Source organism: Streptomyces sp. NPDC056503 (assembly GCF_042794995.1).
Lineage (GTDB): Bacteria > Actinomycetota > Actinomycetes > Streptomycetales > Streptomycetaceae > Streptomyces.
This window is the reverse complement of record NZ_JBHTST010000191.1, coordinates 1-12,519: the sequence shown is the minus strand read 5'-3', so window position 1 is coordinate 12,519 and position 12,519 is coordinate 1. Positions and strand designations below refer to the sequence as shown.

Annotated in this window: 8 protein-coding genes; 7 read left to right on the top strand and 1 reads right to left on the bottom strand. The window is 70.5% G+C overall.

Annotated elements, in window-relative coordinates:
- Positions 1-38: 38 nt before the first annotated feature.
- Positions 39-2,750, bottom strand: coding sequence for a DNA polymerase I (polA, locus tag ACFQ8C_RS34530; RefSeq protein ID WP_383465519.1), 2,712 nt, complete (start codon positions 2,748-2,750; stop codon positions 39-41).
- A 144-nt stretch (positions 2,751-2,894) separates the two neighbouring features.
- On the opposite strand from polA, the gene ACFQ8C_RS34525 reads away from it, so the two are divergent.
- The 7 genes from ACFQ8C_RS34525 to ACFQ8C_RS34495 all read left to right on the top strand — a co-directional run bounded on the left by ACFQ8C_RS34525 (position 2,895) and on the right by ACFQ8C_RS34495 (position 12,409).
- Complete coding sequence (locus tag ACFQ8C_RS34525; RefSeq protein ID WP_383465517.1) at positions 2,895-5,183, top strand: FdhF/YdeP family oxidoreductase; 2,289 nt, start codon at positions 2,895-2,897, stop codon at positions 5,181-5,183.
- A 62-nt stretch (positions 5,184-5,245) separates the two neighbouring features.
- Positions 5,246-5,749 (top strand): PaaI family thioesterase, encoded by a 504-nt coding sequence (locus tag ACFQ8C_RS34520; RefSeq protein WP_383465515.1) that lies wholly within the window; start codon positions 5,246-5,248, stop codon positions 5,747-5,749.
- A 709-nt stretch (positions 5,750-6,458) separates the two neighbouring features.
- Positions 6,459-7,697, top strand: a complete 1,239-nt coding sequence (locus ACFQ8C_RS34515; RefSeq protein ID WP_383465513.1) for a branched-chain amino acid ABC transporter substrate-binding protein — start codon at positions 6,459-6,461, stop codon at positions 7,695-7,697.
- A 127-nt stretch (positions 7,698-7,824) separates the two neighbouring features.
- Positions 7,825-8,754: a branched-chain amino acid ABC transporter permease gene (locus tag ACFQ8C_RS34510; protein WP_383465511.1), complete on the top strand. Its 930-nt coding sequence runs from the start codon at positions 7,825-7,827 to the stop codon at positions 8,752-8,754.
- 5 nt (positions 8,755-8,759) lie between these two features.
- Positions 8,760-10,607: a branched-chain amino acid ABC transporter permease gene (locus ACFQ8C_RS34505; protein ID WP_383465521.1), complete on the top strand. Its 1,848-nt coding sequence runs from the start codon at positions 8,760-8,762 to the stop codon at positions 10,605-10,607.
- Between the two features lie 3 nt (positions 10,608-10,610).
- Positions 10,611-11,696, top strand: coding sequence for an ATP-binding cassette domain-containing protein (locus tag ACFQ8C_RS34500; protein WP_383465509.1), 1,086 nt, complete (start codon positions 10,611-10,613; stop codon positions 11,694-11,696).
- Positions 11,693-12,409, top strand: a complete 717-nt coding sequence (locus ACFQ8C_RS34495) for an ABC transporter ATP-binding protein (RefSeq protein ID WP_383465507.1) — start codon at positions 11,693-11,695, stop codon at positions 12,407-12,409. Before ACFQ8C_RS34500 ends, ACFQ8C_RS34495 begins: the two co-directional genes overlap by 4 nt.
- The last annotated feature ends 110 nt before the right edge of the window (positions 12,410-12,519 follow it).

Here is a 12,519-nt window from a genome sequence, read left to right as displayed (position 1 = left end):
CCGCGAGGGGGTGCGGCCACCGGCGGAGCCTCGCGGGATCAGTGCGCGGCCGAGTCCCAGTCCGGGCCGACGCCGACGGAGACGTCGAGCGGGGCGCGCAGGTCGGCGGCGGCGGACATCTGCTCGCGCACGAGGGCCTCGACCCGCTCGCGCTCGCCGGGGGCGATCTCCAGGACGATTTCGTCGTGGACCTGGAGGAGCATCCGGGAGGCGAGGCCGGCCTGGTCGAGGGCCTGGTCGACCTTGAGCATGGCGACCTTGACGATGTCGGCGGCCGTCCCCTGGATGGGGGCGTTGAGCGCCATCCGCTCGGCGGCCTCGCGGCGCTGGCGGTTGTCGCTGTTGAGGTCCGGGAGGTAGCGGCGGCGGCCGAGCATGGTCTCGGTGTAGCCGGTGGCGCGGGCCTCGTCGACGACCCGGCGCAGGTAGTCCCGCACCCCGCCGAAGCGCTCGAAGTAGGTGTCCATCAGGCCGCGGGCCTCGCCCGGGTCGATGTTCAGCTGCTGGGAGAGGCCGAAGGCGGAGAGCCCGTAGGCGAGGCCGTACGACATGGCCTTGATCTTGCGGCGCATCTCGGCGTCGACGGCGGAGCGCTCGACGCCGAAGACCTGGGAGGCGACGGTGGTGTGCAGGTCCTCGCCGGAGGTGAAGGCCTCGATGAGGCCCTCGTCCTCGGAGAGGTGGGCCATGACGCGCAGCTCGATCTGGCTGTAGTCGGCGGTCATGAGGGACTCGAAGCCCTCGCCGACGACGAAGCCGTGCCGGATGGCGCGGCCCTCGTCCGTCCGCACCGGCACGTTCTGCAGGTTGGGGTCGGTGGAGGAGAGGCGGCCGGTGGCGGCGACGGTCTGGCTGAAGGTGGTGTGGATCCGGCCGTCGGCGGCGACGGTCTTGATCAGGCCCTCGACGGTGGAGCGGAGCCGGGCCTGCTCGCGGTGGCGGAGCATGATCACCGGCAGCTCGTGCTCGGTCTGGCCGGCCAGCCAGGCGAGCGCGTCGGCGTCGGTGGTGTAGCCGGTCTTGGTCTTCTTGGTCTTCGGGAGGTTCAGCTCGCCGAAGAAGACCTCCTGGAGCTGCTTGGGCGAGCCGAGGTTGAACTCGTGGCCGACGGAGGCGTGGGCCTCCTTGACGGCCTGCTGCACGGCCCCGGCGAACTGCTGCTCCATCGCCTCCAGGTGGTCGCGGTCGGCGGCGATGCCGTGCCGCTCCAGGCGGGCGAGGAGGACGGAGGTCGGCAGCTCCACGTCGTACAGCAGTCCGCGGGCGCCGACCTCGTCGAGCCGGGACTCGAAGGCGGCCCCCAGGTCGAGGACGGCACGGGCCTGGGTCATCAGGGCCTCGGCCTCGGCGTGGTCCTCGGCGCCGAAGGCGAGCTGGCCCTCGGTGGCGGCGGCGGGGGCCAGCTCGCGGCCGAGGTACTCCAGGGAGAGGGCGTCCAGGGCGAAGGAGCGGCGGCCGGGCTTGACCAGGTAGGCGGCGAGCGCGGTGTCCATGGTGACGCCGGCGACGCTCCAGCCGTGCTCGGGGAAGACCCGCATCGCGCCCTTGGCGTTGTGCAGGATCTTGGGGCGCTCCGGGTCGGCGATCCAGCCGGCCCAGGCCCGCTCGTCGGCCTCGTCCAGCTCGCTGGGGTCGAACCAGGCGGCCTCGCCGCCGGCGCCGGCCAGGGCGATCTCGGAGACGCCGCCGGTGCCCAGGCCCCAGCTGTCGACGGTGGCGACGCCGAGGGGCCCGGTGCCGTGCTCGGCCAGCCAGGGGGCGAGCTCGCCGGAGCCGAGGACGGTGAAGTCGAGCTCGACGCCGGGGGCGGGGGCGGGCTCGGCCTCCTCGGCGGTACCGGGGTCGACGGCGAGGAGCCGCTCGCGCAGCGAGGGGTTGCGGATCTCCAGGGTGTCGAGGAGCAGGGCGACGGCCTTGCGGTCGTACGGCTCGCGGGCGAGGTCGGCGACGGTCTTCGGCAGCTCGACGTCCCGGACCATCTCGGTGAGGACGCGGTTGAGCTTGACGGAGTCCAGGTGGTCCCGGAAGTTCTGCCCGGCCTTGCCCTTGACCTCGTCGGCGCGCTCGACCAGCTCGGCGAAGGAGCCGAACTGGTTGATCCACTTGGCGGCGGTCTTCTCGCCGACGCCGGGGATGCCGGGGAGGTTGTCGGACGGGTCGCCGCGCAGGGCGGCGAAGTCGGGGTACTGGTTGGGGGTGAGGCCGTACTTCTCCTGGACCTTCTCCGGGGTGAAGCGGGTCAGCTCGGAGACGCCCTTGGTCGGGTAGAGCACGGTGGTGTGCTCGGTGACCAGCTGGAAGGAGTCCCGGTCGCCGGTGACGATGAGGACCTCGAAGCCCGCGGCCTCGGCCTGGGTGGCGAGGGTGGCGATGATGTCGTCGGCCTCGAAGCCGTCGACCGCGAACCGCGGCGCGTGCATGGCGTCGAGGAGCTCGCCGATCAGCTCGACCTGGCCCTTGAACTCGTCGGGGGTCTTGGAGCGGTTCGCCTTGTACTCGGGGAACTCCTGCGAGCGCCAGGTCTTGCGGGACACGTCGAAGGCGACGGCGAAGTGCGTGGGCGCCTCGTCGCGCAGGGTGTTCGCCAGCATCGACGCGAATCCGTAGATCGCGTTCGTCGGCTGCCCGGTCACGGTGGTGAAGTTCTCCACGGGCAGTGCGAAGAACGCCCGGTACGCGAGCGAGTGCCCGTCCATGAGGAGCAGGCGGGGGCGGGTGTCTGCGGGGGTCTTCGATGCTGTCTCGGCCACGGGACGATCCTGCCACGGCCCACCGACAATCCCCTCCACACCGGTCGGGTGCCGGGTCTGTCGGTACCGCGTGACAGGATCGGAGACGTACGCCGCAGGATTACCGCTCATACGCCGCAGGATTACCGCTCAAGGGAGAGCGCGATGGTCAGCAAGCCGCCGGCCGGTGACCCGGTCCAGGACGCACCCCAGGTCACGCCGCCGCAGCACGCCGCCGCCGGTCTGCCCGCCATCGGGCACACCCTGCGGATCGCCCAGGAGCAGATGGGTGCCGTGCGCACCGCGCGGACGCTGCTCAAGGTCAACCAGAAGGACGGCTTCGACTGTCCCGGCTGCGCCTGGCCCGAGGGCGACAAGCGGCACCTGGCGGAGTTCTGCGAGAACGGCGCGAAGGCGGTCGCCGAGGAGGCGACGCTGCGGCGGGTGACGCCGGAGTTCTTCGCCGCGCACCCGGTGGCGGAGCTGGCGGAGAAGAGCGGCTACTGGCTGGGGCAGCAGGGGCGGATCACCCGGCCCGTGTACCTGCCGGAGGGCGCCGACCGCTACGAGCCGGTGAGCTGGGAGCGGGCCTTCGCGATCCTCGCGGAGGAGCTGAAGGCGCTCTCCTCCCCCGACGAGGCGCTCTTCTACACCTCGGGCCGGACCAGCAACGAGGCCGCCTTCCTGCTCCAGCTCTTCGCCCGCGAGTTCGGCACCAACAACCTGCCGGACTGCTCGAACATGTGCCACGAGTCCTCGGGGTCGGCGCTGACCGAGACGATCGGCATCGGCAAGGGCAGCGTCTCCCTGGAGGACCTGCACCGGGCGGACCTGATCATCGTGGCCGGGCAGAACCCGGGCACCAACCACCCGCGGATGCTGTCGGCGCTGGAGAAGGCGAAGGCGGCCGGGGCGCGGATCATCTCGGTGAACCCGCTGCCGGAGGCCGGCCTGGAGCGGTTCAAGAACCCGCAGACGCCGCGGGGCATGCTGCGCGGGGCGGCGCTCACCGACCTCTTCCTCCAGATCCGGATCGGCGGCGACCAGGCCCTCTTCCGGCTGCTGAACAAGCTGGTCCTCGACACCCCGGGGGCGGTCGACGAGGAGTTCGTACGGGAGCACACCCACGGCTTCGAGGAGTTCGCGGCGGCGGCCGGGGAGGCCGACTGGGCGGAGACCCTCGCGGCGACCGGGCTGTCCCGCGCGGAGATCGAGCGGGCCCTGGAGATGGTGCTGGCCTCGGAGCGGACGATCGTCTGCTGGGCGATGGGCCTGACCCAGCACAAGCACGCGGTGCCGACCATCCGCGAGGTGGTCAACCTGCTGCTGCTCCGGGGGAACATAGGACGGCCCGGCGCGGGCGTCTGCCCGGTGCGCGGGCATTCGAACGTGCAGGGCGACCGCACGATGGGCATCTTCGAGCGACCGGCGCCGGCCTTCCTGGACGCGCTGGACAAGGAGTTCGGGATCGTCTCGCCGCGCCACCACGGCTTCGACGTGGTGCGCTCGATCCAGGCGCTGCGGGACGGCGAGGCGAAGGTCTTCTTCGCGATGGGCGGGAACTTCGTCGGCGCGACCCCGGACACCGAGGTGACCGAGGCGGCGATGCGCAAGGCGCGGCTGACGGTGCACGTGTCGACGAAGCTGAACCGCTCGCACGCGGTGACGGGTACCCGCGCGCTGATCCTGCCGACGCTCGGCCGCACGGACAAGGACGTGCAGCGGAGCGGGCGCCAGTTCGTGACGGTCGAGGACTCGATGGGCCAGGTGCACGCCTCGCGCGGCAACCTGGCGCCGGCGAGCCCGCACCTGCTCTCCGAGCCGGCGATCGTGGCCCGGATGGCGCGGGCGGTGCTCGGCGAGGGGTCGGCCACGCCGTGGGAGGCCTTCGAGGCGGACTACGCGGCGGTGCGGGACCGGATCGCGCGCGTGGTGCCCGGCTTCGAGGACTTCAACGCGCGCCTGGCGGCGAGTCCGGGCGGCTTCGCGCTGCCGCACGCGCCGCGCGACGAGCGCCGCTTCCCGACGAAGACCGGCAAGGCGAACTTCACGGCGGCGCCGGTGGAGTACCCGAGGGTGCCGGAGGGTCGGCTGCTGCTCCAGACGCTCCGCTCGCACGACCAGTACAACACCACGATCTACGGCCTGGACGACCGCTACCGGGGGATCCGGGGCGGGCGCCGGGTGGTCCTGGTGCACCCCGAGGACGCGGCGGCGCTCGGTCTCGCCGACGGGGCGTACGCGGACCTGGTGAGCGAGTGGACGGACGGCAGCGAGCGGCGGGCGCCCGGTTTCCGGGTGGTGCACTACCCGACGGCCCGGGGTTGCGCGGCGGCGTACTACCCGGAGACGAACGTGCTGGTGCCGCTGGAGTCGACGGCGGACATCAGCAACACCCCCGCGAGCAAGTCCGTCGTCGTGCGTCTGGAAGAATCGCCGCAGCCGTCCGCCTAAGCGCTTGCTCAGTGAGCCGGGCGACGGAAGGATCGACCGTACGAAGACGAACGGAGCCGGGCATGGGTGAGCAGCAGCACGTGAAGTTCCCGCAGGAGGTCATCGACGAGTACGCCGCGCTCGGCGTGGACCTGCCGGCGCTGTTCTCGGCGGGGCACCTGGGGAACCGGATGGGCGTCCAGATCCTGGAGGCCTCGGCCGAGCGGGTCGTCGGCACCATGCCGGTGGAGGGCAACACCCAGCCGTACGGGCTGCTGCACGGCGGCGCCTCCGCGGTGCTCGCGGAGACCCTGGGCTCGGTGGGCTCGATGCTGCACGGCGGCTCGTCGAAGATCGCCGTGGGCGTGGACCTGAACTGCACCCATCACCGCGGCGCCCGCAGCGGCCTGGTGACCGGCGTGGCGACCCCGGTGCACCGCGGGCGGTCGACCGCCACGTACGAGATCGTCATCAGCGACGAGGAGGGGCGCCGGGTCTGCTCGGCCCGCCTGACCTGCATGCTGCGGGAGATCGACCCGAAGGACGCCGGCAACCTGCCGGCCCCGGGGAAGCCCAACGGCGCCTGAGCCGGGGCCGGTCGGCCGGACTCGCCGAAGGGGGCGGTGCGCGGAGGCGCGCCGCCCCCTTCGGCGTACCCGCGGGAACTCCGGTCGCGCCACCCCCACGCGCCCGTCCCGCCCATGGTCACCGTCTGCGCCCCAACTCCCGCATAGGGATGACGCTTTCACGCCACCCACCCCCAACTCCCGGGCCTCGGAGGTACGTTCGAGAGCGACGAGTTCCAGCCGAACGGAGGGCTACCGACCGACCTTTCGGCAGGCAGTTTTCGTCACACTGGGTAATCGTCGACGGGAGGCGCCGGCGGGGCGCCGAGGCTTGACATCCGTCCGCTCAGATCGGGCGCCCTGTCCGATATCCGGAGAGCCACCAAAGATCCACGTCAGCACCAAGATTCACTCAAGCCCCTTAGCGGAACTGCACGTTCTCACGATGTGAACACCGTGTTACAGGCCGCTATGCCCCGATTTACCCGGACCTCTCAGCCTCGCTCCACCCGTCGGCATAACAAGACAGTCACATCCTTCCCTCGCCGCTCCCCGACCCTCCCCACCTGCGCTTAGAGTCACCGCCAGTTACCGCGCCGCTGGGCGCGACCTACTGCACGGCCTCGTACCGCCACTCAGTACGGCCCGGCATTCACTTACGGCACCTCTTGCTCCGCAGCTCCACGGCACCGCCTCGGCAGAGGGGGCCGCGCCTGGGAAAGGACCCTTCGTGCGAAACCGTTCGTTGCTCATACTCACCACCGCGGTCACCGCGGGAGCACTCACTCTCACCGCCTGCGGTTCGCGCGACGACAAGGGCGGCGACAGCTCGGGCGAGGGCGGCGGCGTCACCGTCACCATCGGCCTGGACGCCCCGCTCACCGGTGAGCTCTCGGCCCTCGGTCTCGGCATCAAGAACTCGGCGGACCTCGCGGTCAAGACGGCCAACAAGAAGGCGTACGTCAAGGGCGTCACCTTCAAGCTGGTCACCCTGGACGACCAGGCCCAGCCCTCCGCCGGCCAGCAGAACGCCACCAAGCTGGTCGCCGACAAGACCGTCCTCGGCGTGGTCGGCCCGCTGAACTCCGGCGTCGCCGAGTCGATGCAGAAGGTCTTCGACGACGCCAAGCTGGTGCAGGTCTCCCCGGCCAACACCAACCCGGCGCTGTCCCAGGGCCCGAACTGGGCCTCCGGCGAGAAGAAGCGCGGCTACAAGTCGTACTTCCGCACCGCCACCACGGACGCCATCCAGGGCCCCTTCGCCGCCCAGTACGTCTTCAAGGACGCCAAGAAGACCAAGGCGTTCATCATCGACGACAAGAAGACCTACGGCGCCGGCCTCGCGGGCACCTTCAAGGGCGAGTGGGAGAAGCTCGGCGGCAAGGTCGTCGGCACCCAGCACATCGACCCGGACACCAAGGACTTCTCCGCGGTCGCCACCCAGGTCAAGAACTCCGGCGCGGACGTCGTCTACTACGGTGGCGAGTACCCGGCCGCCGGCCCGCTGGCCAAGCAGATCAAGGAGGCCGGCGCCAAGGTCACCGTCGTCGGCGGTGACGCGCTCTTCAGCCCCGAGTACGTGAAGCTGGCGGGTGCCGCCGCGGCCGAGGGCGACATCGCCACCTCCGTCGGCGCCCCGATCGAGTCCCTCAACTCCGCCAAGGAGTTCCTGGCCAACTACAAGGCCGAGAACTACAAGGAGGCCTTCGAGGCCTACGGCGGCTACTCCTACGACTCGACCTGGTCGATCATCGAGGCCGTCAAGAAGGTCGTGGACGGCAACGGCGGCAAGCTCCCCGAGGACGCCCGCGCCAAGGTCGTCGACGCCCTCCAGGGTGTCTCCTTCGAGGGCGTGACCGGCTCGGTCGCCTTCGACGAGTTCGGTGACACCACCAACAAGCAGCTGACCGTCTACCAGGTCAAGGGCGGCGCCTTCGCGCCGGTCAAGTCCGGCACCTTCGGCGAGTGACCGAGGGCTTCGGCGGCTGATCCTCAGCTCCACCCCACTCAGCACCACCTTTCACCGCGCGGGGGGCCGCACACCACAGGCACCCCGCGCGGTGTCATATCCGTCGAAAGTCTCGGAGGACAATGCGGTGAACGAACTGCCGCAGCAGCTGGTCAACGGCCTGCTACTGGGATCCATGTACGGGCTGGTCGCCGTCGGCTACACGATGGTCTACGGCATCGTCCAGCTCATCAACTTCGCCCATGGCGAGATCTTCATGACCGGCGGCTTCGGGGCCCTGACGGTCTGGCTCATCCTGCCCGGCGGCACGAGCATGTGGATCGCCCTGCCCCTCATGATCATCGGTGCCGTGATCGTCGCGACGACGATAGCCGTCGGAGCGGAACGTTTCGCCTACCGACCGCTCCGCGGCGGCCCGCGTCTCGCCCCGCTCATCACGGCCATCGGCCTCTCGCTCGCCCTGCAGTACCTGGTCTGGATCTGGTACCCGGAGGCGAAGTCCGCGCGGACCTTCCCGCAGATCCCCGGCGGCCCGATCGAGCTCGGCCCGGTCACCATCCAGACCGGTGACGTCTTCCTGGTGATCGCCGCTCCGATCTGCATGGCCTTCCTCGCCTTCTTCGTCATGCGCACCCGCACCGGGCGCGGCATGCAGGCCACGGCGCAGGACCCGGACACCGCGAAGCTCATGGGCGTCAACACCGACCGCATCATCGTGATCGCGTTCGCCCTCGGCGCCATCTTCGCCGCCGTCGGTGCCGTCGCGTACGGCCTCAAGTACGGCGTCGTCGACTACAAGATGGGCTTCCTCCTCGGACTCAAGGCGTTCACCGCCGCCGTCCTCGGCGGCATCGGCAACATCTACGGCGCCATGATCGGCGGCCTCGTCCTCGGCGTCACCGAGACCATGGCGACCGCCTACGTCGACCAGATCCCCGGTATGGAGCAGCTCGGCGGCCAGTCCTGGGCCAACGTCTGGGCCTTCGTACTCCTCATCGTCGTCCTCCTCGCCAGGCCCCAGGGTCTGCTCGGCGAGCGCGTCGCGGACAGGGCGTGAGCACCATGACCACCATCTCCGAGAACCCCCAGGCACCCGCCGCCGAGGGGGCCGTGAAGACCGCCGACCGTGGTCTGATCCGCTTCCTCCCGGAGGGGATCGCCCGCGCCGTCGTCCTCGGCGGCTCCGTCCTCACCGTGGCGAGCTGTTTCCTCGCCTGGACTTGGGACCCCAGCTTCCCGGGCGACCTCACCGTCTACGGCTACCCGGCCGGCCTCCAGCTCCAGGTCCTGGTGCTCGGTGTCCTGACCGCCCTCTTCGCCCTCTCCTCGTACGGGGTCAAGGGCACGCGCTGGCTGACCCCGGCCGGCGCCGACGGCGCGGTCCGCCTCGCCGCGCTCGCCACCTTCGCCATCGCCCGGTTCACGGTCGACGCGATCAGCATCGAGCTCGGCGGCATGGTCAACCTGGAGCCCGGCGGTGTGATCGTCGAGGTCACCTCCCTGGTCACCCTGCTGGCCGCCCTGTCGCTGCCCTTCAAGCGCCCGGAGGTGCAGCCGGTCGACCCGGAGGACACCTTCCGGGACCAGCTCATGCAGCGCGGGCGCAACAAGTGGGCCGTCACCAAGGCCGCCTTCTCCGCCCCCCACCCGGTGAAGAAGCTCCGCCCGCTTCCGTCCGCCGTCGAGATCCTGATCATCGCGGTCATCCTCGGCCTGGCGCTCGGCATCTTCACCTACGGCATCGGCACCGAGTACGACGAGCTGTTCCTCGGCTTCCTGATCACGGCCGGCCTCGGCTTCGCCGCGATCGGCGCCTCGGGTCTCCTCAAGCACGCCTCGCAGCTCACCTCGAAGCACCAGAACCTGTCGATCGCGGGCGCGTTCATCGCCGCGGCGCTGTTCCCCTTCACCCAGACCGACGACCAGTACGCGACGCTCGGCGTCTACATCCTGATCTTCGCCACGGTCGCCCTGGGCCTGAACATCGTCGTCGGCCTCGCGGGTCTGCTCGACCTCGGTTACGTCGCCTTCCTCGGCGTCGGCGCCTACGCGGCGGCTCTCGTCTCGGGCGCCCCGACCTCGCCGTTCGGCGTGCACTTCCCCTTCTGGGCGGCGATCCTGGTCGGCGCCGCGGCCTCGGTGGTCTTCGGTGTCCTGATCGGCGCGCCGACCCTGCGGCTGCGCGGCGACTACCTCGCCATCGTGACGCTCGGCTTCGGTGAGATCTTCCGCATCACGGTGATGAACACCGACGGCACCTCGGGCCCGGACATCACCAACGGCTCCAACGGCATCGCGTCCATCCCGAACCTGGACTTCTTCGGGTTCGACTTCGGGCAGGCGCACACCATCGCCGGCTTCACCATCGGCCGTTTCGCCAACTACTTCTTCCTGATGCTGCTGATCACGGCGGTCGTCGTGCTGGTCTTCCGGCGCTCCGGCGACTCCCGCATCGGCCGCGCCTGGGTGGCGATCCGCGAGGACGAGACCGCCGCGCTCGCGATGGGCATCAACGGCTTCCGGGTGAAGCTGATCGCCTTCGCGCTCGGTGCCGGTCTGGCCGGTCTGGCCGGTACGGTGCAGGCCCACGTCACGTACACGGTGACCCCGGAGCAGTACCTCTTCGCCGGTCCCATCCCGCCCAACTCCGCCTTCCTGCTCGCGGCCGTCGTCCTCGGCGGCATGGGCACGATGAGCGGCCCCCTGGTCGGTGCCGCCCTGCTCTTCCTCATCCCGAACAAGCTCCAGTTCATGGGCGAGTACCAGCTCTTCGCCTTCGGCGTCGCGCTCGTGCTGATCATGCGCTTCCGTCCGGAGGGCATCGTCGCCGACAAGCGGCGTCAGCTGGAGTTCCACGAGCACGACGAGCAGCCGGCGCTTGACGCCACGCCCGCCAAGGCAGGTGCCTGAACCATGACGACGACCACCACCAAGGCCGACGCCACCGCGGAGCCGGCCGCCCGCGAGACCGTGCTGGACGCGCGCGGGGTCACCATGCGCTTCGGCGGTCTGACCGCCGTCCGCGATGTGAACCTCACCGTCAACAGCGGCGAGATCGTCGGTCTGATCGGCCCGAACGGCGCCGGCAAGACCACCTTCTTCAACTGCCTGACCGGTCTGTACGTGCCCACCGAGGGCGAGGTCCGCTACAAGGGCCAGGTCCTGCCGCCGAAGTCCTTCAAGGTCACCGCGGCCGGCATCGCCCGTACCTTCCAGAACATCCGTCTCTTCAACAACATGACGGTCCTGGAGAACGTGCTCGTCGGCCGGCACACCCGCACCAAGGAGGGCCTCTGGTCCGCCCTGCTGCGCGGGCCGGGCTTCAAGCGGGCCGAGGCGGCCTCCGAGAAGCGGGCGATGGAGCTCCTGGAGTTCGTCGGGCTCGCGGAGAAGGCGCAGCACCTCTCCAAGAACCTGCCGTACGGCGAGCAGCGCAAGCTGGAGATCGCCCGCGCGCTGGCGAGCGACCCGGGCCTGATCCTGCTGGACGAGCCGACCGCCGGCATGAACCCGCAGGAGACCCGGGCGGCCGAGGAACTCATCTTCGCCATCCGGGACATGGGCATCGCCGTGCTCGTCATCGAGCACGACATGCGCTTCATCTTCAACCTGTGCGACCGGGTCGCCGTGCTCGTGCAGGGCCAGAAGCTGATCGAGGGCGACAGCCAGACCGTCCAGAGCGACGAGCGGGTCATCGCCGCGTACCTCGGCGAGCCGATCGACGAGTCCCCGAAGGCCGAGGCTCCGAAGGCCGACGCCCCGGAGACCGACGCCTCGGAGACCGACGCCCCGGAGACCGACGCCCCGGCGGAGGAGACTCCGGCGGAGGAGGCCGACGAGGCTCCGGCGGACGGAGCCGACGAGGCCGAGGCCCCGGCGGACGAGGCCCCGGCGGACGACGACGCTCCGGCCGGGGAGACCCCGGCCGAGGACGACACCCCGGCGGACGCGGCGGACGCCGCGAAGGACGCCGCTCCGGGCAAGGAGAACGACGCATGACCGCACTGCTCGAAGTCGAGGACCTGCGCGTCGCCTACGGAAAGATCGAGGCCGTCAAGGGCATCTCCTTCTCCGTGGAGGCGGGCGAGGTCGTCACCCTCATCGGCACCAACGGCGCCGGGAAGACCACCACCCTGCGGACCCTCTCCGGGCTCCTCAAGCCGGTCGGCGGGCAGATCAAGTTCGAGGGCAAGTCCCTGCGCAAGATCCCCGCGCACAAGATCGTCTCGCTGGGCCTGGCCCACTCCCCCGAGGGCCGGCACATCTTCCCGCGCATGACCATCGAGGAGAACCTGCTCCTCGGCGCCTTCCTCCGGAAGGACGGCGCCGGCATCGCCAAGGACGTGCAGCGCGCCTACGACCTCTTCCCGATCCTGGGCGAGCGTCGCAAGCAGGCGGCCGGCACGCTCTCCGGCGGTGAGCAGCAGATGCTCGCCATGGGCCGGGCGCTGATGTCCCAGCCCAAGCTGCTCATGCTCGACGAGCCCTCCATGGGTCTCTCCCCGATCATGATGCAGAAGATCATGGCGACCATCGCCGAGCTGAAGGCCCAGGGCACCACGATCCTGCTCGTCGAGCAGAACGCCCAGGCCGCGCTGGCGCTGGCGGACCACGGTCACGTGATGGAGATCGGCAAGATCGTGCTCTCGGGCACGGGCGGCGACCTCCTCCACGACGAGTCGGTGCGCAAGGCGTACCTCGGCGAGGACTGAGTCCCGGTACGGGAACGAGGAGGCCCCCCCCCCGGGGGCCGGGGGGGGGCCCCGCGGCGGGGGCAGGGGGGGGTTCGAGGGGGGGGCAAAGTGGGGGGGGGGGAGAAGCC

What these genes read in the sequence shown, in the direction of transcription:
- ACFQ8C_RS34525 (WP_383465517.1), top strand. Translation starts at nt 2,895, where the DNA reads ATGGTCAGCAAGCCGCCGGCCGGTGACCCGGTCCAGGACGCACCCCAG.
- ACFQ8C_RS34520 (WP_383465515.1), top strand. Translation starts at nt 5,246, where the DNA reads ATGGGTGAGCAGCAGCACGTGAAGTTCCCGCAGGAGGTCATCGACGAG.
- ACFQ8C_RS34505 (WP_383465521.1), top strand. Translation starts at nt 8,760, where the DNA reads ATGACCACCATCTCCGAGAACCCCCAGGCACCCGCCGCCGAGGGGGCC.
- ACFQ8C_RS34500 (WP_383465509.1), top strand. Translation starts at nt 10,611, where the DNA reads ATGACGACGACCACCACCAAGGCCGACGCCACCGCGGAGCCGGCCGCC.
- ACFQ8C_RS34495 (WP_383465507.1), top strand. Translation starts at nt 11,693, where the DNA reads ATGACCGCACTGCTCGAAGTCGAGGACCTGCGCGTCGCCTACGGAAAG.